Annotated in this window: 22 protein-coding genes; 15 read left to right on the top strand and 7 right to left on the bottom strand. The window is 33.0% G+C overall.

Features of this window, described 5'->3' with window-relative positions; all coding sequences use genetic code 11:
- Positions 1–6 precede the first annotated feature (6 nt).
- The 3 genes from gyrA to EPK97_RS06725 all read left to right on the top strand — a co-directional run bounded on the left by gyrA (position 7) and on the right by EPK97_RS06725 (position 3,672).
- The gene (gene gyrA, locus EPK97_RS06715; protein ID WP_162035830.1) at positions 7–2,451 is read left to right on the top strand and encodes a DNA gyrase subunit A; all 2,445 of its coding nucleotides are present in this window, start codon (positions 7–9) and stop codon (positions 2,449–2,451) included.
- 417 nt (positions 2,452–2,868) lie between these two features.
- Complete coding sequence (locus tag EPK97_RS06720; RefSeq protein WP_162035831.1) at positions 2,869–3,084, top strand: hypothetical protein; 216 nt, start codon at positions 2,869–2,871, stop codon at positions 3,082–3,084.
- A gap of 12 nt (positions 3,085–3,096) precedes the next feature.
- A complete protein-coding gene (locus EPK97_RS06725) occupies positions 3,097–3,672 on the top strand; it encodes a serine hydrolase domain-containing protein (protein ID WP_162035832.1) in 576 nt (191 codons plus the stop codon).
- A gap of 30 nt (positions 3,673–3,702) precedes the next feature.
- Here the strand turns inward: EPK97_RS06725 and EPK97_RS06730 are convergent, their stop codons facing one another.
- The 3 genes from EPK97_RS06730 to EPK97_RS06740 form a co-directional block, all read right to left on the bottom strand.
- Complete coding sequence (locus EPK97_RS06730) at positions 3,703–4,962, bottom strand: CapA family protein (RefSeq protein ID WP_162035833.1); 1,260 nt, start codon at positions 4,960–4,962, stop codon at positions 3,703–3,705.
- 104 nt (positions 4,963–5,066) lie between these two features.
- Positions 5,067–5,762, bottom strand: coding sequence for an RluA family pseudouridine synthase (locus tag EPK97_RS06735; protein ID WP_162035834.1), 696 nt, complete (start codon positions 5,760–5,762; stop codon positions 5,067–5,069).
- Between the two features lie 214 nt (positions 5,763–5,976).
- The gene (locus EPK97_RS06740; protein WP_162035457.1) at positions 5,977–6,627 is read right to left on the bottom strand and encodes a hypothetical protein; all 651 of its coding nucleotides are present in this window, start codon (positions 6,625–6,627) and stop codon (positions 5,977–5,979) included.
- 320 nt (positions 6,628–6,947) lie between these two features.
- On the opposite strand from EPK97_RS06740, the gene glgB reads away from it, so the two are divergent.
- The 4 genes from glgB to glgA are packed head-to-tail and all read left to right on the top strand — an operon-like array spanning position 6,948 to position 12,618.
- A complete protein-coding gene (gene glgB / locus EPK97_RS06745; RefSeq protein ID WP_162035835.1) occupies positions 6,948–8,855 on the top strand; it encodes a 1,4-alpha-glucan branching protein GlgB in 1,908 nt (635 codons plus the stop codon).
- Between the two features lie 39 nt (positions 8,856–8,894).
- Positions 8,895–10,022: a glucose-1-phosphate adenylyltransferase gene (locus tag EPK97_RS06750; RefSeq protein WP_162035836.1), complete on the top strand. Its 1,128-nt coding sequence runs from the start codon at positions 8,895–8,897 to the stop codon at positions 10,020–10,022.
- 30 nt (positions 10,023–10,052) lie between these two features.
- The gene (glgD, locus tag EPK97_RS06755) at positions 10,053–11,162 is read left to right on the top strand and encodes a glucose-1-phosphate adenylyltransferase subunit GlgD (protein WP_162035837.1); all 1,110 of its coding nucleotides are present in this window, start codon (positions 10,053–10,055) and stop codon (positions 11,160–11,162) included.
- A gap of 19 nt (positions 11,163–11,181) precedes the next feature.
- On the top strand, positions 11,182–12,618 hold the full coding sequence (gene glgA, locus EPK97_RS06760; protein ID WP_162035838.1) for a glycogen synthase GlgA: 1,437 nt from the start codon (positions 11,182–11,184) through the stop codon (positions 12,616–12,618).
- Between the two features lie 156 nt (positions 12,619–12,774).
- Here glgA and EPK97_RS06765 read toward each other — a convergent pair whose 3' ends face one another.
- The gene (locus EPK97_RS06765; protein WP_162035839.1) at positions 12,775–13,653 is read right to left on the bottom strand and encodes an ABC transporter substrate-binding protein; all 879 of its coding nucleotides are present in this window, start codon (positions 13,651–13,653) and stop codon (positions 12,775–12,777) included.
- Positions 13,654–13,880: 227 nt separating this feature from the next.
- Between EPK97_RS06765 and EPK97_RS06770 the strand changes: the two genes are divergently transcribed.
- Entirely contained in the window at positions 13,881–14,417 is a 537-nt protein-coding gene (locus tag EPK97_RS06770) for a flavodoxin family protein (protein ID WP_162035840.1), read from the top strand.
- 54 nt (positions 14,418–14,471) lie between these two features.
- On the top strand, positions 14,472–15,218 hold the full coding sequence (gene map, locus EPK97_RS06775; protein WP_162035841.1) for a type I methionyl aminopeptidase: 747 nt from the start codon (positions 14,472–14,474) through the stop codon (positions 15,216–15,218).
- A 58-nt stretch (positions 15,219–15,276) separates the two neighbouring features.
- Here the strand turns inward: map and EPK97_RS06780 are convergent, their stop codons facing one another.
- Positions 15,277–17,019, bottom strand: coding sequence for an ABC transporter substrate-binding protein (locus EPK97_RS06780; protein WP_162035842.1), 1,743 nt, complete (start codon positions 17,017–17,019; stop codon positions 15,277–15,279).
- A 208-nt stretch (positions 17,020–17,227) separates the two neighbouring features.
- Here EPK97_RS06780 and EPK97_RS06785 point away from each other — a divergent pair, with 208 nt between their 5' ends.
- The 5 genes from EPK97_RS06785 (at position 17,228) to EPK97_RS06805 (ending at position 20,418) form a co-directional block, all read left to right on the top strand.
- Positions 17,228–18,106, top strand: coding sequence for a GNAT family N-acetyltransferase (locus EPK97_RS06785; protein ID WP_162035843.1), 879 nt, complete (start codon positions 17,228–17,230; stop codon positions 18,104–18,106).
- 112 nt (positions 18,107–18,218) lie between these two features.
- Positions 18,219–18,560, top strand: a complete 342-nt coding sequence (locus EPK97_RS22540) for a DMT family transporter (protein WP_162035844.1) — start codon at positions 18,219–18,221, stop codon at positions 18,558–18,560.
- On the top strand, positions 18,521–18,721 hold the full coding sequence (locus EPK97_RS22545; protein ID WP_162035845.1) for an EamA family transporter: 201 nt from the start codon (positions 18,521–18,523) through the stop codon (positions 18,719–18,721). The genes EPK97_RS22540 and EPK97_RS22545 overlap by 40 nt, the downstream gene beginning before the upstream one ends.
- Positions 18,722–18,753: 32 nt before the next feature.
- Entirely contained in the window at positions 18,754–19,524 is a 771-nt protein-coding gene (locus tag EPK97_RS06800; protein ID WP_205690236.1) for a DUF4931 domain-containing protein, read from the top strand.
- A 15-nt stretch (positions 19,525–19,539) separates the two neighbouring features.
- Positions 19,540–20,418, top strand: a complete 879-nt coding sequence (locus tag EPK97_RS06805; protein WP_162035846.1) for a GNAT family N-acetyltransferase — start codon at positions 19,540–19,542, stop codon at positions 20,416–20,418.
- Positions 20,419–20,533: 115 nt separating this feature from the next.
- Here EPK97_RS06805 and EPK97_RS06810 read toward each other — a convergent pair whose 3' ends face one another.
- Together EPK97_RS06810 and EPK97_RS06815 are read right to left on the bottom strand one after the other, a co-directional pair.
- The gene (locus EPK97_RS06810) at positions 20,534–20,842 is read right to left on the bottom strand and encodes an RNHCP domain-containing protein (protein WP_162035847.1); all 309 of its coding nucleotides are present in this window, start codon (positions 20,840–20,842) and stop codon (positions 20,534–20,536) included.
- 425 nt (positions 20,843–21,267) lie between these two features.
- Positions 21,268–21,666, bottom strand: a complete 399-nt coding sequence (locus tag EPK97_RS06815) for a CGNR zinc finger domain-containing protein (RefSeq protein ID WP_162035848.1) — start codon at positions 21,664–21,666, stop codon at positions 21,268–21,270.
- Positions 21,667–21,770: 104 nt separating this feature from the next.
- Here EPK97_RS06815 and EPK97_RS06820 point away from each other — a divergent pair, with 104 nt between their 5' ends.
- On the top strand, positions 21,771–22,646 hold the full coding sequence (locus EPK97_RS06820; RefSeq protein WP_162035849.1) for a PhzF family phenazine biosynthesis protein: 876 nt from the start codon (positions 21,771–21,773) through the stop codon (positions 22,644–22,646).
- Positions 22,647–22,744 lie beyond the last annotated feature (98 nt).

Raw genomic sequence — 22,744 nt, forward strand, 5'->3', positions numbered from 1 at the left:
GATAACATGAGCCAAGTTGAACAGTTTTTACCTGCTTTTCTTGAAGAAGTGGTAGGAGACAGGTTTGGTAGATATTCAAAGTATATCATTCAAGATCGCGCCATTCCAGACGTTCGGGATGGTTTAAAACCAGTACAGCGACGTATTCTTTATGCGATGTATGAAGCAGGTAATCATTCGGACAAGCCTTATCGTAAATCAGCAAAAACAGTAGGGGACGTGATGGGGAATTATCATCCACATGGTGATTCTTCTATTTATGATGGAATGGTACGTATGGCGCAATCCTGGAAGATGGGTCATGTTTTAATTGATGGTCATGGTAATTGGGGGTCAATGGATGATGATCCGCCTGCGGCTATGCGTTATACGGAAGCTCGTTTATCTTCTATAGCGATTGAATTGTTACGAGACATCGAAAAGGATACGGTGCTGTTTAAGGATAATTTTGATAATACAATGAAAGAACCTGTTGTATTGCCTTCTCGTTTTCCTAACTTATTAGTCAACGGAGTAAGTGGTATTTCATCTGGGTTTGCTACCGAAATTCCTCCTCACAATTTAGGTGAAGTAATAGAAACATGTATCGACTTAATTGATCATCCTCATTTAACATTAGAAGATTTAATGAAAAAAATGAAAGGGCCAGACTTCCCTACAGGTGGTATCATTATGGGGGAGAAGGGTCTTAAGGATGCATACACAAATGGTAAAGGGAAAATATTTTTACGAGCCAAAACAAGCATTGAAGACTTAAAGGGTGGCAAACAACAAATTGTGATTACTGAAATCCCTTATCAAGTTGTAAAATCTCGTTTAGTAACCGCTATGGAAAATATCCGCTTAGAGAAAAAAGTAGAGGGAATTGCTGAAGTACGTGATGAAAGTGGTCGAGACGGCCTGCGAATTGTAGTTGAACTAAAGAAAGAGGCGAATGCGGAAGGAATTTTAGCATATTTGCTTAAAAAAACGGATTTACAAATCAATTATAACTTTAATATGGTTGCCATTGTAAATAAAGCACCAAAACAGTTAGGTTTAAAACCTATCCTTGAAGCATATATTGAACATCAAAAAGAGGTTGTGACTTATCGAACTCAATATGATTTGAATAAAGCACAGGATAAAGCTCATGTCCTTGAAGGGCTTGTCAAAGCATTAAATATCCTAGATGATGTCATTGAAACCATTAAAGCGTCCAAAAACCGTCAGGATGCACAGCAAAATTTAGTTGCAAAATATGAATTCACAGAAAGACAAGCAGATGCCATTTTAACATTGCAATTATATCGTTTAACAAACTTAGAGATTACTTCTTTAGAAAAAGATCTGGTAGAAGTCAATAAAATCATTGCAAAACTAAGTGCTATTTTGGGAAGTCCAAAAAAATTAATGAACGTGATTAAAAAAGAACTGACCGAGATTTCTAAAAAGTATGCCATTGATCGTAGATCGGATATACAAGAGGAAGTTGAGAAGTTAGAAGTAAATCTAGAGGTCATGGTTACTCCTGAGGACGTACTTGTTACTGTTTCTAAGGAAGGATATATCAAACGAAGTAGTTTATTATCCTTTACACGTTCAGGTGGTGAACTTGAAAGCACAGGTTTAAAAGAAGGGGATATGGTTCGTTTTATTAGAGAAGTGAATACGATTGAAAACTTACTCATTTTTACAAAAAGTGGACAATATTACATGTTGCCAGTTCATCAAATTCCGGAATATAAATGGAAGGATAATGGTACTGCGATTGTAAATGTAATTCCTATTGATAAAGAGGATCAAATCGTGAATGTCATCCCTGTCAAAGATTTTGAAGAAGAAGGTAAATCCCTTGTATTCGTAACAAAAAATGGACAGGTAAAACGGAGTTTATTAAAAGATTATGCAACGAAACGCTCTATCGGAATTGTTGCAAGTAAATTGAATCATCAAGATCAAATCATCGATGTACAATTAAGTGATGAGATGGGCGATTTATTGTTAGTTACTAAACTTGGCATGAGTATTCGCTTTAGAGAAAATGAAGTGAAATCCATGGGGAGAGTATCAGCAGGTGTTAAAGGAATCCAATTAAAAGAATTTGATGAAGTCATTGCAGCTGCTTGGATCAAAGACAATGATTCAGGTGAAGTTTTTGTAATATCTGAGCGTGGATATGGAAAAAGCACATTAGTTTCCGATTACATGCTGCAAGGACGCGGTGGTAAAGGCGTTATCAGTTTTGAATTCAAAACAGGTAAACGAGTCAGGTCCAATGGATATCAATTAATGTATGCCTGTTTGATAAAGGAACCAGAAAATTTGAATGTCATACTTAGCAACGGTGAAAAATATCAATTTACAACGCAGTCAGCGCCTATACAAGAACGTAAATCAACTGGTAAGCAGCTAATATCTGTGACTAAAGAAGAACATGTTACGGATGTAGTGAAATTGTCCAAATTGTAATTAAATAATGGAAATTGCAAAATGAAAATCGAAACTTTAGTTGAATAAATGAAAAAAGTCGATTCCTTAATGAACAGGGGGGATCGACTTTTTAGCATTAATTCAGGGCTTTTACTATCAGAGTCAAATCTTCTGATCTGTTCTTGTATAGGTGATTCAGATGTATAGTTATGGTAGGAATTAATATTACCAAATCTCTCTTCCAACTTTACCTGTGAATTTAATTCTTGCATTTGGGTAAAAGTCAGCTGTGGAAGGAAGTTCACCTCCAAGAAAGTGTTAATCTCTATTATACCATGATTTGGGAATAGATTTATTTATTGAAATAAATCTATTGAAACCATTTTGAATCGTATAACGTACTTAAAATAATGTATTTCTAAATACATTTAGAAAAAAGTTGAAAGGATGATGATTTTGAAAAAGAGTTTGTTTTTTGTGTTCATAAGTGTACTTCTTATTATAAGCGGATGTTCAATTGACAGCTCAACTGAACAAAATAGTGAAATATTAAAAGAATCAGATGATATTAAAGTGTCAAAAGCCGAAAAAATTGAGGCAAATCAAAAACAAGATAAAAATATTGAATCAATCGAACTTGATTTACTTCGTTTCCATCTACAGAAGAATTAATAGCTGCATATAATGAGTTACCTCTTAATTTTAATAAAATATGAATATAGTAATTCGAATTATGTTTTCTTAGGAATGATTATTGAGCAGGTTTCAGGGATGGCATACGAAGATTTTTTAGAACAAAACATTTTTGAACCATTAGGAATGTTAAATTCAGGTTATAGTATTGATTGGGATACGCAGAAAAATAAAGCCCAAGGGCATGAGATCATTAATGAAGAATTTATCATAAATCAATATGAGCAGTATTTTTTATTTGCTGGTGCAGGCGGTTTATATACGACTGTAAATGACTTAGCAAAATGGGATCGAGCGTTATATTCAGAACAAATATTTAAAAAAGCAACAATTGAAAAGAGTTACGATTCTTACATAGAGATCCCAAATAGCACAGGTTATGGATATGGATATGGATGGTTTGCACGTGGAAATCGAGTTGAACATTCTGGATTGTTACCAGGATATACATCATATATTTATCGCGAGTTAGATTCACAACTTGTAATTATATTTTTAAGTAATAGTGAGGTTCTAGCAGAAAAAAGATATGATTTTACAAGAGTTTTACTAAATTTGATAAAGTAAGCCCTTTTGATAAACTATTCAAATATCTAATCAATTCAAAACGTCTGCTACAGGTACTTTATTAAGAGATTCTAGATGATGAGTGATTTCCTCAAAATATCCCTCTAACAATGGATAGGTGTTTGCTGGAAGGATCTCATCTTCTTTTGCAGTAACTATTTTTTCAATTGGCAAAACCCTATAATTCCTTTTGTGATTTGAAATATATTTATGAACCCAAGTTGGGATCGTTTCAACGTGAACCAATTCAATTTTATTTTCTGGGAAATGTTTTTGGATCTGAACTTTGAAAATAACCCCTACATCTGTGTACTTAGCAGTTCCTTGGTCAGGTCCTTGATTGGAGATGAAATTTCCCATTGAATAAATAACGACTCCTTTTTTCTTTTTCCCATCATAACCTTCAAGTTCTAAAATTTCATAAGGTTGAACGACATGCGGATGGCTGCCTAAAATAATATCTGCACCTGCTTTGATTAAATGTTCTGCGATTTGTTTTTGTGTTTCATTTGGTGTTCTTTTATATTCTGTACCAAAATGAACAGAAACAGTAACAACATCTACACCTTCACTTTTAAGTTTTTGAATATCACTAGACATTTTTTCAGGATCAATTAGGTTAACTAAATAATCCTTTCCATCTGGTAAAGGAATTCCGTTTGTTCCGTATGTATAAGCTAAAAAACCCATATTTATTTCATTTTTCGTGATTATTAACAATCTTCGTCCATCTTCTTTTGAAGCAGCAGTTCCCGTGGAGTATATTTCTCGTTCATTTAAAAACTTCAATGTATTGATGACACCGTTTTCACGTCGATCTAAAGAATGGTTGTTTGCGGTAGTAAGTATATTAAATCCAGCATTTTTAAGTGCATCTGCTAATTGCTCAGGTGCATTAAATTGAGGATATCCAGAATACCCCAGTTCTTTACCTGCAAGAGGGGTTTCAAGATTACCAACTATCCACTCCCCTTCAAGAAATAATTCTTTTACTTCTGTGAAATAAGAATCGAATGAATATTGACCGGTTTCTTTATTATATCCATGAGAAATCTGTGGGAAATGCATCATAATGTCTCCAACTGCAAAAAGTTCAGCTGATGTAGAGTAACTTAATGGTTGTTGATTTAATCGTACGTAATTTCGTTTAGCTACAGCTTTTTTAATGTCTTTAAATTGATCATCATCTTCTAATGTTAGTTCAAATTCATCTTGTGCTAAATCATCAGCAGTAAAAGAATTGCTGCATCCAGATAAAATAATGAGTGAGATAAGTAATATTTTTTTCATATTTACCTTCTTCTTTTTTTATAGATAGAAAATCCTTCTATCTTAGTATGTACCATTGCTGATATTTTACATAAAGATTAAATATCTGGCAATAGTAAGAAAAATTATGGTTTAATGTCCTCCCACATATTCCAGGGATATATGGATGGAGGAGTGGAATGAAACTCAACAACTTTTTTTAAGGTAGGATGCGAAAAACTTATTCTTTTTGACCATAATGCAATCTGTTGATTTTTTTTGTTGACCTTCTCTCCATACTTTTGATCACCATATAACGGGCAGCCTATTTCTGAGAATTGAACTCTAATTTGATGTGAGCGTCCAGTATGCAAACGAATATATACGAAGCTAAATCCATTGTTAAATCCTTTCACTTCATACTCAAGTATGGCTTCTTTACTATCCTTCTCATTTTTTGAAACGCTAAACACTTTATTTATATTTGAATCTTTTTTTAAATAGTGAATTAATTTACCCTTTTGTTTACTTGGAGTTCCATGAATAACTGCAATATATTCTTTTTGTAACTGATGAGTTCGAATAGCGTTAGATAACCGTGATGCAGCTTTTGAAGTTTTTGCAAAAACCATCACTCCACCAACGGGTCGATCAAGTCTATGAACTAATCCTAAGTATACATTTCCAGGTTTACTATATCGTTTTTTTATGTCTTGTTTTAGCAAGTTTAATAAATCTGTGTCACCAGAAATGTCTTGCTGTGTAGGGATATTTATAGGTTTTTCTACAATAAGAATATGATTATCCTCGAAAATAATCGGTATAGGATGAATTTTATCCATGGGAACCTCCAATTTTAATAGTTTTAGCTTGTCCAATTTTACATACAATTCCTTTCATAGGCAAGTTTTTTTAATTAGAAAAAATGATGAATATAAAAAGGGATGCGTATAAGTATTTTTATAACGCACCCAAAAACTAAAACAAAAGTGTGATGGTTCAACTTATTTAATCCATGTTAACTGTCAAAAATTTTTTAGAGTTTTTGAAAAATACTTATATGTTTAAAAATCCACCTGGAGCTCCACTGCCTCCGCCACCTAACATACCACCGAGACCACCGCCAGGTGAGCCACCGCCACCACCGAGCATACCGCCAAGACCGCCGCCAGGTGAGCCACCGCCGCCACCGAGCATGCCGCCAAGCATACCACCGAGACCACCGCCAGATCCACCGCCACCGAGCATACCACCCAATAATCCTGGTAACATTCCTCCGAGACCACCGCCAGATCCACCACCAGATCCACCGCCACCGAGCATACCGCCTAATAATCCTGGTAACATTCCTCCGAGACCGCCACCAGATCCACCACCAGATCCACCGCCTCCTAACATGCCACCAAGAAGCCCTCCTAATCCACCACCACCAAGTTTACCCATACCTAACAAACCTTTCATTAATAAAGGTAAGATAAATTTGGTCTGTGCTTTATTTCCGCTTTTTGGACTGATATATATGGTTCCACCTTTGACTTTAACTAGTTTTCCAACGAATAAAGTACCGTCTTTTTTGATGGCATAAATTTCTTTACCAACGAGTTTATTAACTTCTCTTTTAGATATTGTTGGTTTTTTGAACTTTTTTTTGGACTGTTTTTTGGACTGTTTTTTGTGTTTTTTAGTTTTCTTTGCTTTTTTAGCCATTTATTAGATCACTCCTTTCCGTACAATATTTATCCTGTATTGTTTGTCCGTAAGATTTCATTGTCTTCACCTTATGCGTTCTCCATTTATTGTATGTTGGACGCGTGAAGGTGGTATGGATATTCGTTTAGATTAACTAAATTGTACATTTGTCTATATTTTTAAAATTGAACTGTAAACATTTGTGAGCCTGGAAGGGTGCGCAGTTATTTTTTATGGAAAAATTTTCTCATATTACGATTATAAAGTTCATACATATAAAAAGAAGTTTTGGGAGCATGGTTATATTTTTTTAATTGGTTTTAAAAGGAGTTGAATTTATGATAGGTTTGCTTCCAACGATTGAACATTTAGATCTATTTAAAGAGGGGAATTTATATCATGCCTTTAAAGTGTTTGGAGCTCATTTAAAATGTGAAGGTGAAGAAGTTGGGGTTCGTTTTACCGTCTGGGCACCTCATGCAAAAGAAGTCAGAGTCGTTGGAGATTTTAATGACTGGAGCGGTAAGCAACACAGAATGCATGAATTAGAAGGTACTGGAGTTTGGAGTTTGTTTGTTCCTCAGTTATTTGAAGGCACAATATACAAATATGAAATTCATACGAATGAAGATAAAGTGCTGCTCAAATCAGATCCGTATGCCTTTTATTCTGAAAAAAGACCTCAAACAGCTTCCATTGTAAAACCCTTAGACCTCTATGAATGGCAGGATAAAGAATGGCAAGATGAAAAACGCCATAAAAATGTACTGAATACTCCAATGAATATATATGAGGTGCATTTAGGTACATGGAGAAAGGAAAATAATGAGACTTTATCTTACTTTGAATTAGCAAATAAGCTTATTGAATATGTAGTGAGTATGGGTTATACCCACATTGAACTTTTACCCATTATGGAACATCCTTATGATCGATCCTGGGGTTATCAAATTACAGGATACTATTCTATTACAAGTCGTTATGGTACGCCAGAACAATTTATGTATTTTGTGGACCGTTGTCATCAAAATGGAATTGGGGTCATTTTAGATTGGGTTCCTGGTCATTTTTGTAAGGATGATCACGGATTGAGAGAATTTGATGGCTCACCTTTATATGAATATAAAGATGTAATAAAAGCAGAAAAACCGTTGTGGGGTACATTGAGTTTTGATTACAACAAACCGGAGGTCGTCTCTTTTCTTATCTCAAATGCGCTGTTTTGGATGGATGTATATCATATCGATGGCTTCAGAGTAGATGCAGTGGCCAGCATGATTAGTTTGAATTTTGACAAACCTCAGGGCCATCAATTAAAGAACAAAGATGGTGGAACTGAAAATATAGAAGCAATTTCTTTTATTAAAAAACTGAATCAAGCCGTTTTTCATCATTATCCTAATGCATTAATGATGGCAGAAGACTCTTCAGATAGGCCTTTAGTCAGTGCTCCAACCTATGCTGGAGGATTAGGGTTTAATTTTAAATGGAACATGGGTTGGATGAACGATATGTTGCGTTATATGGAAACAGACCCTATTTTTAGACCTTATGAACATCAGTTAATTACCTTTTCGTTACTTTATACGTATTCCGAGAATTATATTTTACCATTTTCACATGATGAAGTCGTTCATGGAAAAAAATCCATGTTAAATAAAATGCCAGGGGATTATTGGCAAAAGTTTGCTAACTTAAGATTACTTTATAGTTATCAAATGGCGCATCCTGGAAAAAAACTTACTTTCATGGGCGGTGAAATTGCACAATTTGATGAATGGAAAGACTTGGAACAAATGGATTGGATGTTATTAGATTTTGATATGCATCGTATGTTTCAACAATTTGTAAAAAGTTTAAATACTTTTTATAAACAAGAATCTGCATTATGGGAGTCAGATTTTCATCATTCCGGTTTCATGTGGATGGATGCGGATAATGACAAAGAAAGCATTATTTCATTTATTAGAAAGGGGAGGTGTGAGAAGGAAGTCATCCTAGTCGTTTGTAACTTTACACCATTAGTGCACCAAAGTTATGACATTGGAGTTAATATGCCTGGAATTTATGAAGAAGTATTTAATAGTGATGATGTGAAATTTGGGGGAACAGGGCAGAAGAGTGGAACGGTTAAAGCGGATTTAAAAGCTTGTCATTTTCAAAACTTTAGTATTCAATTAACCATTCCTCCACTTGCTACTATCATGCTTAAAAGAATACCTGCTACACCTAAAGAAATAGAATAGTTTTGTTATTTTTTATTGTTACTAATAGGGAGAGATAAAATGAGATCAAAAGAATGTATAGCCATGCTGCTGGCAGGTGGGAAGGGGAATAGATTAGGTGCGTTAACCAATAAATTAGCAAAACCTGCAGTGTTTTTTGGAGGGAAATATAGAATCATTGATTTTACACTTAGCAATTGTACAAATTCTGGGATCGATACGGTGGGTGTTCTAACCCAATATCAACCTTTAGCATTAAACTCATATATTGGGATAGGAAAACCTTGGGATCTAGAACGTGAAGATGGTGGTGTGACTATTCTACCTCCTTATGTAAAACAAAATGGAGGGGATTGGTATAGTGGGACAGCAGATTCAATTTATCAAAACATTGATTTTATTGAACAGTATAACCCTAAATATGTACTAGTTATTTCTGGTGATCATATATATAAAATGAACTATGAATTGATGTTAAACTATCATATACAAAAAAATGCAGAAGCAACGGTTTCAACTATTCGCGTGGATTGGAAAGAGGCGAATCGTTTTGGAATTATCCATACGAATGATGAAGAAAAAATCATTTCATTTTCTGAAAAGCCCAAAAATCCTAATAGCAATCTTGCATCCATGGGTATTTATATTTTTAATTGGGAAATTTTAAAAGAAAATTTGATTTCTGATGCAAATGATTGCAATTCAACTCATGATTTCGGAAAAGACATTATACCAGATATGCTTGGCAATGATTATGCTTTGTACGCATATTCCTTTGAAAGTTATTGGAAAGATGTAGGCACCGTTGATAGTTTATGGGAAACACATATGGATCTATTAAAAGAAGACTCACGGCTGAATTTAAATGATAAAGAATGGAAGGTTTACTCAAGAAATTTAAATCAACCTTCACATTTTATTTCTTCAAAAGCCAAAGTGAGGAATAGTTTAGTGAATGAGGGGTGTACTGTATTTGGAGAAGTTGAAAATTCAATCCTTTCGTATGGGGTCAATGTAGAAGAAGGCAGTGAAATTAGGGATTCTGTGATCATGCCAAATGTAAAGATTGGGAAGAATGTGACAATTCACCGATCTATCGTAGGTGAGGGTGCGGTTATCCATGATCACAGTGTTGTAGGGGATCAGAAGGAGATCACTTTAATCGGGCACCGTGAGATCGTTACTTAACTCTAATTCATATGAAAGGGTGAAGCTTCTATGAAAAATGTGATAGGCATCATTAATCTGGTCAATGAGATAGATCAACTTGAAGAGTTAACCTACAACAGATGTATTGCTTCAACTCCTTTTGGAGGCAGATATCGCTTTATTGATTTTATCCTATCTAGCTTTGTGAATTCTGGAATTCATAAAGTATGCATGTTTACACAGAAGAAGTATCGTTCCTTGATGGATCATGTAGGTTCAGGTAGGGAGTGGGATTTGGATCGTAAACAGCATGGGTTGACGGTATTACCTCCACTTTTTGAAGAATCGAAAGAAGAAAACAAAGGTGATTTACATTATTTTTATGGTCATAGAGATTATTTTTTTCGAAGTAAAGAAGAGTATGTGATCCTTGCTAAATCTCACATGGTTTGTAATATAGATTTTGATCCCATACTAAAGTTTCATAAAGATCATAATGCACAAATAACAGTAATATATAAAGACAACAAAGAAGAACAATTTTCTCTAGCTCGTCCTATTAAGATGAATTCGGATGATACCCTAAAATCTATTCAGATAAATCAAACAAACGTAACAAATGATCAAATCAGTATGGAAATGTTTCTTATGAAAAAGGATCTCTTTCTAGATTTAGTAGAAACCTCAATCGCTAGTGGTTGGAAAGATTTTATTGAAGATGCTGTGATCAAAAATTTAGATCTTTTGAATGTATATGGATATAAATTTACAGGTCATTTAGGCATTATAAATACAGTTCAAAGTTATTACAAAAACAGTATGGATTTATTGGATATATCTACATTTCATACATTATTTCACCAATCTCATTCTATTTATACAAAAACAAAAGATGAAGCTCCTGCTACTTATAAATCTGACACCTTAGTCTCAAATTCTTTAGTAACAAATGGATGTATTATAGAGGGTACAGTTGAAAATAGTATTTTATTTAGAGGTGTTGAGGTCGGCAAGGGATCTCGACTCAAAAACTGCATTATCATGCCTAACTCTGTGATTCAGCAAAACGTGAATTTAGAAAATGTAATTTTAGATAAACATGTGATTGTAAATATGGATAAGGAGATTATTGGTGATCCAAATACACCATATATTGCAGAGAAGTTAAAAGTAATCTGAGAGGAGGTATAAGTATATCATGAATATACTATTTGTTGCATCAGAATCAGACCCCTTTGTGAAATCAGGAGGGCTGGGTGAAGTGATTGGCTCATTGCCAAAACAAATCAAAAAGAAAGGTGCAGATATCCGAGTGATTCTGCCCAAATACGGAGATATTCCAGATGAATTTAAAAATCAAATGACTACAAAAGTTGAATTTACTATCCAGCTTGATTGGAGAAGTCAGTATTGTGGTGTTCAAGAGCTTCAAGTAAACGGTATTCATTATTATTTTATAGATAATGAATTTTATTTTAAGAGGCCAGGATTGTATGGTTATGGAGATGATGGTGAACGTTTTGTTTATTTTAATAAAGCTGTATTAGAAGCAATTCCTCACCTAGATTTCATTCCAGATATCATCCATTGTCATGATTGGCAAGCTGGTTTGATTCCGGTTTGTTTAAAAGCGCAATATGTTGATAATCCATTATATAGAAATATAAAAACCATTTTTACAATTCATAATCTTAAATACCAAGGGATATTTCCAAAACAATTATTGAAGAGTTTAACGGATCTAGATGAATCTTATTTTACTAATGATTCACTTGAATTTTTTGATCAGGGTAACTGTTTGAAAGGTGCGATTATCTATGCAGATGTGATTACAACAGTTAGTCATACCTATGCTGAGGAAATTCAAACCCCTGATTATGGAGAACAACTGGAAGGTGTCATAGAAAAAAGAAAAAAAGATTTGTACGGGATTTTAAATGGAATAGACGTCAAAAGCTACAATCCTGTTACTGATCCAAACGTGAGAGTGAAATATCAAAACTCACTATTTAATAAAAGGCTGAACAAAGAACGTTTTCAAAAGAAAATTGGCTTGCCTGTTAACAAGGACATTCCTATGATTGGAATGGTTTCACGATTGGTTGAGCAAAAGGGATATGATTTAGTAGCTCATGTGTTAGATGAAATATTGGAAATGGACATACAACTTGTTATATTGGGAAAAGGTGATCAAAAATATGAGCTGTTTTTTGAAGATGCTGCGAAGAGAAATTCAGATAAAATGGTGACTGTAATAAAATTTGACGATGTATTAGCGAGAAAAATATACAGCTCTTCAGACATGTTCCTTATGCCATCTTTGTATGAACCATGTGGAATAGGCCAATTATTATCCTATCAGTATCGATCTGTTCCTATCGTAAGAGAAACAGGGGGTTTAAAAGATACTGTTAAACCATATAATCAATATTCTGGTGAAGGAACTGGATTTACATTTGTGAATTATAATGCTCATGATATGTTATTTACGATTCAAAGGGCAGTTGAAAGTTATCATAATAAAGAGGTTTGGCATAGCATAATTAACAGTATTAAGAAGGTTAATGTAAGTTGGGAAAAACCCGCAAGAGAATATATTACCTTATATAAACAATTGGTATTTGTGTTAAATTAAAAGGCTTAAGAGCTATTGAAAGCCTATCAGCGATCACTAGAACAATGGATGTTCTGTAAGTGAGGAATTTGGTGGTTTTATGGTTTTATCTCGGTATTTTTTGGACTTATTTTAAGTGCTAGAATAAAACCACTAAAATCCTTTTCTATAGAATTATCATTCGTGGCTATTAGTAGGAAATAAATTAGGATGAAACAGTGAAGCTAAAAGCTCAATCCCTTTTACTACCCCGATACTTGGTTGTGTAAAGAAGTTCGCATCTAAAAGGAAAACCTGTTTATTTTTTACTGCTTTAAGTTCCTTCCAACCTTCTAAATCTTCTAATTGTTTTACTTCCTTTTTTGCTTTTTCATCATTATATCCACATGGTGAAATTACAATGATTTCTGGATCATAAATTTTTAACTGCTCAAAATGTATGGCGTTAGAGTGTCCTTCAGGTGATGCTAATGCATCTTTGCCTCCAGCTAGCTGTACAAGCTCTGGAATCCAATGTCCTGAATTGTATATTGGATCGATCCATTCCATGAAAAATATAGAAGATTTTTGTGTATTGTTTTGTTCTATTTTACTTTGAATGTGTTTAATTCGTTTAAGGTAGCCTTCGACTAATTCAATTCCTCTTTGCTCTGCACCTAATTCTTTGGCAACAGTGATAACATTTTCAAATATTTCCTTCAAATTTTTTGGAATAAGAGGAATGATTTTAGGTTGTTTTTTTAATTGATAAACGGCTTTTTCAACATAGGAGGTTCCAACCTGACATACGTCACAAACATGTTGGGTGAATATGATATCTGGTTCAATCTTCTCAAGTAATTCTTGTTCAATATAATAAAGTGATTTATCTTCCTTCACATGTTGTGACACAATTTCATTAATTTCTGAAGAGGATAAATGCTTTCCTTCTAATACAGATCTCACCACTTTAGGTTTATCTGACGGGCATTCAAAAGTTACTCCACTCAAAAATGAATCGAGACCTAATTCGTTAATCATTTCAGTTGCTGCAGGTAAACATGAGATTGCTTTCATGGTTGTATTCTCCTCAATGTACAATTTATTTCATCCTATCACAATAATTAAGGAAATGTACAATAAGCTTAAACAATTTTGCATAATATTTAATTGATTAGACATTGGCGGAATTGGCGGAATCTCTTGCATATGATCTTGTACATCTTATATAATAAGAACAATTGTTTCGTAAGAGGAGTAAAAATGTATATTGATCTATTTGAACCTAACTAGGGGTGGAGAAAATGAAAATATTAAATATTCTCGGAAGTTCTAGAAAAGAAGGAAATTCAGAGATTTTATCAGAACAGATTTTAAATAATATTGAACACAATAAGATCTATTTGTCTGATAAAAATATAAACCCTATTATAGATAAGCGACATACAAAAGAAGGTTTCAGTATTGTAGAAGATGATTATGAAGAAATTTTACCGGCTTTATTTAGTCACAATATTTACATATTCACAACTCCATTATATTGGTATGGTATGTCTGGACCTATGAAAATCTTCTTTGACAGGTGGTCCCAATATTTACGCGATGAAAGATTTGATTTTAGAGAAGAAATGTCAAAAAAGAAAGCCTATGTTATTGTAACTGGTGGTGCAAATCCTCAAATAGAAGCTCTACCTCTAATTCAACAATTTAAGTACATTTTTAATTTTGTGAATATGGAGTTTGTAGACTATATTACTGGACGAGGGAATGAACCAGGTGATGTTAAAGAGGATGAAGCTGCAATTTCGAAAGCTTTATTATGGAATAAAGCATTAAAATAAAAAAAGTAGAGTTTAAAAAAATGTACACTTTAACAATAAATGGGGTGAATAAACATGTCTATTGAAAGTATTGAGGATTTAGAGGGGATTACAAAGATCGGTAAAATTGTTGCTCAAGCTAGAGAAGAGATGATAAAAAACGCTATTGAAGGAATGACTACTAAAGAATTGGATTACATTGGTTTAGAAATTTTGGATCAAAATGGAGCTAAATCTGCCCCAAATAAGGACTATGACTTTCCTGGTACGACTTGCATTAGTGTGAATGAAGAAGTTGCTCATGGAATACCTGGTGAGAAAATCTTAAAAAAAGGTGATCTTATTAATATTGATGTATCTGCTGAATTGGATGGATATTATGCGGATACAGGGGCAAGTTTCGTGATTGGCTCATTTGATGAAACCAAAAATAAGTTATGTCAATGTGCAGAAGATGCTCTCTATAAAGGGATATCAAAAGCAAAACGAGGTAGCAAAGTAAATCAAATTGGTAAAGAAATATTCAAAGTTGCAAAAGAAAATGAATTTAACGTAGTAAGGAATCTAGCTGGGCATGGAATCGGTAAAAGATTACATGAAGACCCAGTTAGCATATCAAATTATAACAATGGATCAGAAAATCAGTTATTAACGAATGGTCTTGTGTTAGCCATTGAAACTTTCATATCAACAGGAAGTGATTACGTTGTTGAAGCGGATGATCGATGGACCTTACACACTCCAGACGGTAGTTTAGTAGCCCAATATGAACATACAATCATCATATCAAATGATGAACCTATCATAGTTACACAATTATAAATTGAAACAAAGAAAACATCTAATTCAGATGTTTTCTTTGTTTTATAAGTTCATTATGTTATCCATTCCGTTCGTCAATCCATGATTTTTGAAAGTCATCAAACCCAAAACCTCCATATTGAATATCTTGGATCATAGGATGTAACATGATACTTCTAATAGGATGTTCTTGAAAAAGAAGAAGATGATTCTTTCGAATATAATTCTCTATTTTGTGTATCCAATACTCACGTTTTTCATAGTATCTTTCAAATCTCATCTTTTCCAAATACTTTTTAATATAATCTAAATGTTGCTTACCTAGAAATCTATGAATTATATTTGCTTTATTATAAAAGGAATCTAGAAAAGAGGTATGGTAATCAAGGGATGCAACCTCTCCAGATAAGATTAAATCGGGTTTTTGATCTAATTTTGACGTGTATAAAACCTCTTCAATAAATACACTTATATTAAGTAGTTTAATCCCTGCGGCTGCAGCTTCATTCACTAACCAATTTGCTCTTTCTCTATCATCTAAAGTATTTTTTGAATATAAAGTTAATGGTTCACCTTGATAACCTGAATCTTCTAATAAAGGGTTCACTAAATCTATATCTCTTATTTGGGGGTTAGAGTTCCAGGGAAAGTAACTAGAGGCTTCCACCAAATTGTTACGTCCTAGGTCACTCCACATTTTTTTTATGTCAAAGAGATGGAAAAATGCGGCTCGAAAAGATGGATGATGTATTATTGAAGGCTTCTGAAAATTAAATGCTAGGTATTCATAACCAACAGTTAGTTTATCTTTTCGTAGTGGCGAAATCTCCCCTTTTTTATTTTTAAGCTGAATATTCATCGTATGTTTAGTTTCATTTGGTACAAGATAAAATTCTATTTCATCCAAAATGGGTCGTTCTAAAAAATATTGATCAAATGTTTTTAAAACAATTTTTGAATTTGTGCGCTCTTTGATTTGAAATGGTCCTGTTCCAATCCAATTATTTTCATCAAAACCTTCATCTCTAGATAAGATGGAAAGATGTGTCGTGGTAAGATAACGAATAAAATACGGATTAGATTGATTTAATGATATTCGAATAGTATAAGGTGAGAGACACTCTACTTTTTCAATATCTTCTATTAGCCAAGAAGAATAAGGTGTTATTTCTTGAATCCTTTCTAAAGTAAATAGGACATCATCGCTTGTTAACGTTTTCTGATTATGAAAATGTACTCCTTTTCTTAAATAAAATGTCCAAGTTTTCTTTTCTGTGTCCACCTTCCAATGGTGGGCTAAATGAGGTTGGATAGAGTCAGTATTTTGGTCATATGTAACTAATGTGCTTCCTATTTGTTTGATTAAGTAAGTTTCAAAATCGAATATGGCATTGATAGGATCTAGTGTATTAATTGTTTTTATCACAATTGTTCGTAAGACATCATCTGCTTGATGTATAGAATGCAAACCAAACAGCTTTTGAATTTCTTTGAAAACGATTTCAAAACTTGATTTCGGAATTTGTAGTTCAAGTAATTGAAAAACATCCTCCAATTGTCCATTATTTATATATTGTAAAACAGCATTTTGTACATCTTGATTAAGTGAATTTATAAATTTTAAACGAGAGGAGTTACCCCTTCCCCTTCCAGGATAATAAATGAGTTTACCTTCTTCTTCATATTTCTTTATTTTTTGTTTTACATTTTTATTTTTGCAATGCCAGAGCGTTTCTAGTTCTTGCAACTTAAACTCAACAGATTCTTGCATTTCTTTAGGGTATAAGTAGGTCCTTAATTGAAAATAAGATAGATCTTTCATTGGACGCCTCCTAATTAAAAGGGGTTGTTTTTTTGTTTGATTATACCCTTTTTAGGTATATTTGAATAGAGCATAATAATATATAAAATACATCTTTACTTTTAGTATGAACCTTTCATAAAGTTGGTCACAAGTTACTCTTAATTAACCTTTTATAATATCTCTATCTCTAGAAAATATAATTCTACTTTTACATTGGGGGTACAAGATGATCACATTTAAACGTTTATCTGAATGTTCTTTAGAGGATGCGCTGCATGCTTGGAATAGTGGATTTACAGGATATTATTTAGATGTTCAACTAACAATGGAATCCTTTTTAAAACGTCTAGTAACTGAACAGACCTCACCTCACCTATCTATTATTGCTTATGATGATGATACACCTATAGGGATTGTTTTAAATGGGATAAGAATCATAGATGGGAAAAAGGTTGCATGGAATGGAGGAATTGCTGTAGTACCTTCACATAGAGGACTAGGAATCGGTAAGAGATTAATCACTGAAAAGCTTGCAATATACGAAAATGAAGGGGTGAAAATTTCCACTTTGGAAGTGATTAAGGAAAATGAGAAAGCCATCCGATTATATAAAAGATTTGGTTTTGTGACCGTAGACCGATTGCAGTTTTATACACATCATGATTCATTTGATTCAACTCCGTTTCAGTGTGATAGTACAAAGTATGAAATGAAAAAAACGATACCACGTGAAGTTCAAAATCTATCATTTTATAAAAATATGCTACCATGGCAAACACAATGGAACAGTGTGAAAGAGGGAGAAGTATTCATAGCATTGGATCAACATAATGAACCAATAGGATATTCAATATATAAACGCAACTTTAATGAAAAAGGTGATCACATTTCTACTGTTCTCTATCAATGTGAAGTATCTCCTGAAAGGGAGGATTATAAGGAGATTGCAGCCTGTTTATTAACACATATTTACTCACCTTTTGATCATAAGATGCAACGTTTGACCATGAATCTATCAGTGAATAATGAAGTAGTGATTTCCTTACTGAATGAAGCTGGTTTCAAAAAGAGGTTGGAACAAGTTTATATGGGCAAAATGATGTAATTAAAATTAAAATAACTCCTTTTTTAAAAGGGGTTATTTTTTGTGAGTTTTAACCCTTTTTAACCCATATTATACAATGCATAATAAATGAAATAGATAAAATTTGTTTATAGTGGCTTCATTTATTTTCATAGTCTTTGCACTAATTAAGAAAATTCGAATACCAGAAAAAAAAGATATGCTTCGGATCTTCCTTACAGGTTTTATAGGTATTACTTTATATAATATAGCTTTAAACTATGGTGAATTAAGAGTAGAAGCTGGAATAGCAAGTTTCATTGTAAACATAAATCCTATTTTTACTGTGTTGTTTTCTATTTATTTTTTGGGAGAAAAATTATATTATCGTCAATGGATAGGCATTATAATCAGCTTTTTGGGAATAGGTCTCATTTATGGGCTTATGTGTTATCCATGTTACCAGTATCTAAAGCAACTACATTTTTGTACCTAGTTCCAGTGATGGCAATTCTAATAGGTTGGCTATGGTTACAAGAAGTTCCTACTTTCTTATCTATTGTTGGTGGTACCTTCGTGATACTAGGCGTAGTTATTGTAAATAAAAAGATGTCCGAAAGGAAATCTATTCTGGATAACATAGAAATTCATTCATGAAATGCTCAAACCTTTTATATTTGGAGGTAATTATGGGAAGTCAAAAAGTCCTTTGTTTTAATTCTAAGTTGGCAAAGAATAAACCTGAGAATATTGTAAATCGTGATACAACCTGTCCTTTTTGTGATACAGAGAAATTAACAAATGTGATAGACAGAAAGGGTTCAATCATTTGGCTTGAAAATAAATATCCAACATTAAAGGATACGTACCAAACGATCATAATAGAAACAGATCAATGTCATTCTGAGTTATCAGAGTATAAACAAACTCACTTAAGAGATTTATTTAGATTTACATTTGAAAAATGGTTTGAAATGCAGAACAGTGGAAAATATAAATCTGTTATTTTATATAAGAATCATGGTCCGCTATCAGGAGGAACCATAAGACATCCTCATATGCAAATTGTTGGATTGAATAAGATGGATTACAAAAACAAAATAAGAATGGAACATTTTAATGGCGAAACAATCGATCAAGATGGGAAGGTTAGTTTAATTATTTCAGATACCCCCTTGGTAGGATTCACAGAACTAAATGTGAAGATGGATGAAAACGATCATATCAATGAAATCGAACAAATGTCGAAATATATTCAAACCTGTACTCATTTTTTATTGAACCATATTAGATGTAATAGTTATAATTTATTTTTTTATAAAATAGATGAGCATATTTATGTGAAAATCATGCCGAGATTTGTAACTTCACCCCTTTTTTTAGGTTATTCTATTCCCCAAATGTCAGATCATAAAAATGACATAATTAAAAAAATGAAAAAATTATATTTTAGAAACTAGTGGGAGGAAATGAAGATGATTACGACAAAACGTTTATCAGATTGTTCTTTTCAAGATGCGGTAACCGCTTGGAATAAAGGGTTTACTGGATACTACATGGATGCTCAAGTGACAATGGATTCTTTTTTAAACCGATTTGTATCAGAAGGTTTATCAACAGAATTATCGATTCTAGCATATAAAGATAATGAACCCATAGGACTTGTATTAAACGGGATTCGAGAAATAAATGGACAGAGAGTTGCATGGAATGGTGGGACTGGTGTAGCTCCTGAATTGAGGAGTGCAGGATTAGGTAAACTAATGATGACTGAAATATTCACCATCTATAAAGAAAACGGAGTGGATATTGCTACTTTAGAAGCTATTAAGCAAAACGAAAAGGCAATCAAGTTGTATCAGAAAATGGGTTATGATATAAAAGATCAACTGTTGATATATGGAAGTAGTGAATCTTCTCAGTGCAATCCACTCAAAGGTGATTTTTCAGAATATGAAATAGTAAAAGTAAACCCTAGCGAAGTTCAGCATGTTCCATTTTATAATAATAGGTTGCCATGGCAAACACAGTGGCAAAGTGTAAAATCAGGGGAAGGATTGCTCGTTATAGATAAATCAGGGAAACGTATAGGATACGCATTGTATAAACAAAATTATAATCAAGAAGGTATTCATGTATCCACTATACTTTATCAATGTGAGATCTTAGAGGGTCGAAATGACAAGCAAGTAATTGCTGCATACTTACTATCTCATTGTTTCTCCCCGTTTGATCAAAAATGTAAACGAATGATCATGAATTTATCTCATACAAATCAAGTTGTTATTTCTTTACTAAACGAAGCTGGATTTGAAAAGAATATAGAACAAATATATATGGAGAAAACATTTTAATCTTCCAATGAAAGTTGAAAAGGTATAATCATAATAAAACCCCAATTCTTGTGATTTAGAATTAGGGGAATTATTTATTTTGTAAATAATGTTAGATAATTTTGGGAAGATGTTATTACATTAATTCTATTATTTTATTAATACTATCTGATTGATGATCAAAATCAGCAATTTTATTTACTTTTTCTAGATCACATATTGTACATTTATGAATGATTTGCAACCCTTTTCTAGAGTTGTTTTTTATACCTATTGGTTGCATTAAACCTTTACAATCACTGTTTCTATCACCAGGCTTATCATCTAAGTGTTTTGAATATAGACAAACTGGACAATGGTTTCTGAAACTCCCATTAGATAGGGGATGCACTATACTACCACAATAACCACAAGAGAAACCTGAGTTCTCTTTTTTTCTACTCATACCCAAACTCCCTTTTCTTGATTTATAGTTATAAATCAAGAAGCTTGGGTTCCGTTTTAATTCTCTATTATTATTTCAGGCTTGATTGAACCGTTGACAAATTCACCGCCAGTTCCTTTAGGGTCAGCGATTACTTCCGTTTCCTACTTCATCTAAGCATATTTCATCTTAAAATCCGAACCTAGACCAATTTTGTATTCTTTGTATTGGCCACTGTAAGGCGGAATAGCTTCGTATTTGGGCCCACCTTCCACTGGTAAGTGTATGTTCAATTTCACTGACAACGGCATCGTCCCCAATTAGGTATGAGTATATAGCACAATCTTACTTTCCGTGTTAATCACTCCTTAAAATAGAAACTCCAAAACTATCTAATATTTATTTTATCATATAGTAAATTTTTATAAATTTCTTAATTCAGTACTTCAGTTGGAGTTCTTAGTTTGTCGATGTTTCTTCACATGAAAGCGAGTTGAGCATTTTTTACTACAGAAACGTTGGAGTCCGTTTTTGGAATAGTCAACAAAAATTTCCTCGCAAGGTGACGAAGTACATGACTTGAGTCTTGCTCTTCCGTGTTTCACTAATTCTCTTCCTAATGAAAATGAACAGACTAATAATAGTTTATCAATAAAAGAATTGTTGCTTTTCAGTGGCTGATCATAAATGATCTTAAAGTTACCGTTTTCTTCTAAAAGTTGAGATCGAATAGGACAATGAGATTCAAATTCAGTTAAAAAGTTTGCTAACTCTTTGTCACTACCAATTAAAATGAGTTTTCTTAATTGATCTCGATATTCTTGCACGGCTGAATTTTTACCCATTTAAAAAAAAACATGAAAATGGGGTATTACAAATTCATATTTATAGAGAATCGTATATTGTTTAATGTTATGCTTATTTAATTAGTATATAGAGGTGAATGAAGATGAAAACACAAGTGTATATTTTAAGTGCTTTTACTCATAACTCAAATGGAGGTAATGAAGCGGGAGTAGTTCTAGATACTGATCAACTTGAAAAGCGTGAGATGAAATTGATTGCTAGGAAATTAGGGTTCTCAGAAACAGCATTTATTTTTTCTTCGACTTCTACAGATTTTAAAGTTAGATATTTTACTCCAAAAGAGGAAGTAGATATTTGTGGTCACGCAACGGTCGCTGCTTTTTCATTAATGAATCAAAAAGGGTTAATTGATGCTGGGAACTTTAAGATAGAAACGAAAGCAGGCATTTTAAATGTAGAAGTTTATCCAAATGGAAAAGTGTTTTTAGAACAAAATAAACCTTCTTTTTTAGATGTAATATCAGCCCAAGAGATTACAAATTCACTTTGTATAAATAAAGAAGACCTCATTCCACATTTTCCTATTCAAATTGTTTCTACAGGTCTAAAAGATATTATAGTTCCTGTAAATAATCTTCAAGTTTTACAAGAAATGAATCCTAATATGGACGAGATAACTAATATAAGTGAAAAGTATGGTGTAACTGGATATCATGTTTTTACATTAGAGACAATTCATAATTTGTCAACGGCGCATTGTAGAAATTTTGCACCTTTACACGATATTCCAGAAGAAAGTGCAACAGGTACTTCAAATGCTGCATTAGTTTGTTATTTAACTAAATATAACAGATTGATGGGAAGACAAGATAAACAAACATTTTCTATGGAACAAGGTTATACGATGCAAAAACCATCAGAAATCATAATACATATTTCTAATCTACAGGGTGAGATCAGCTCAGTGAAAGTAGGAGGCTATGGCTCTAACTTTAAAATGGAATTATTGGAATTATAGGCGTAGTTTCCTATTAAAGCTACCTTGAGAAATAAAGGATTGTGACTACGCATCATATCAAGTATTATAAAAACACAAAATGTAATCAAGAATACGGA

This window comes from Chengkuizengella sediminis, from assembly GCF_010078385.1.
In the GTDB taxonomy this organism is placed as follows: Bacteria; Bacillota; Bacilli; order Paenibacillales; family KCTC-33759; genus Chengkuizengella; species Chengkuizengella sediminis.

Bases quoted from the DNA above. Each gene is read 5' to 3' on its own strand.
- EPK97_RS06805 (WP_162035846.1), top strand. From the start codon at position 19,540: ATGATTACGACAAAACGTTTATCAGATTGTTCTTTTCAAGATGCGGTA.
- map (WP_162035841.1), top strand. From the start codon at position 14,472: ATGTCTATTGAAAGTATTGAGGATTTAGAGGGGATTACAAAGATCGGT.
- gyrA (WP_162035830.1), top strand. From the start codon at position 7: ATGAGCCAAGTTGAACAGTTTTTACCTGCTTTTCTTGAAGAAGTGGTA.
- EPK97_RS06810 (WP_162035847.1), bottom strand. From the start codon at position 20,842: ATGAGTAGAAAAAAAGAGAACTCAGGTTTCTCTTGTGGTTATTGTGGT.
- EPK97_RS06785 (WP_162035843.1), top strand. From the start codon at position 17,228: ATGATCACATTTAAACGTTTATCTGAATGTTCTTTAGAGGATGCGCTG.
- glgA (WP_162035838.1), top strand. From the start codon at position 11,182: ATGAATATACTATTTGTTGCATCAGAATCAGACCCCTTTGTGAAATCA.
- EPK97_RS06740 (WP_162035457.1), bottom strand. From the start codon at position 6,627: ATGGCTAAAAAAGCAAAGAAAACTAAAAAACACAAAAAACAGTCCAAA.
- EPK97_RS06780 (WP_162035842.1), bottom strand. From the start codon at position 17,019: ATGAAAGATCTATCTTATTTTCAATTAAGGACCTACTTATACCCTAAA.
- EPK97_RS06725 (WP_162035832.1), top strand. From the start codon at position 3,097: ATGAGTTACCTCTTAATTTTAATAAAATATGAATATAGTAATTCGAAT.
- EPK97_RS06820 (WP_162035849.1), top strand. From the start codon at position 21,771: ATGAAAACACAAGTGTATATTTTAAGTGCTTTTACTCATAACTCAAAT.
- EPK97_RS06765 (WP_162035839.1), bottom strand. From the start codon at position 13,653: ATGAAAGCAATCTCATGTTTACCTGCAGCAACTGAAATGATTAACGAA.
- EPK97_RS06730 (WP_162035833.1), bottom strand. From the start codon at position 4,962: ATGAAAAAAATATTACTTATCTCACTCATTATTTTATCTGGATGCAGC.
- glgB (WP_162035835.1), top strand. From the start codon at position 6,948: ATGATAGGTTTGCTTCCAACGATTGAACATTTAGATCTATTTAAAGAG.
- EPK97_RS06735 (WP_162035834.1), bottom strand. From the start codon at position 5,762: ATGGATAAAATTCATCCTATACCGATTATTTTCGAGGATAATCATATT.
- glgD (WP_162035837.1), top strand. From the start codon at position 10,053: ATGAAAAATGTGATAGGCATCATTAATCTGGTCAATGAGATAGATCAA.
- EPK97_RS06800 (WP_205690236.1), top strand. From the start codon at position 18,754: ATGGGAAGTCAAAAAGTCCTTTGTTTTAATTCTAAGTTGGCAAAGAAT.
- EPK97_RS06770 (WP_162035840.1), top strand. From the start codon at position 13,881: ATGAAAATATTAAATATTCTCGGAAGTTCTAGAAAAGAAGGAAATTCA.
- EPK97_RS06815 (WP_162035848.1), bottom strand. From the start codon at position 21,666: ATGGGTAAAAATTCAGCCGTGCAAGAATATCGAGATCAATTAAGAAAA.
- EPK97_RS06750 (WP_162035836.1), top strand. From the start codon at position 8,895: ATGAGATCAAAAGAATGTATAGCCATGCTGCTGGCAGGTGGGAAGGGG.
- EPK97_RS22545 (WP_162035845.1), top strand. From the start codon at position 18,521: ATGTTACCAGTATCTAAAGCAACTACATTTTTGTACCTAGTTCCAGTG.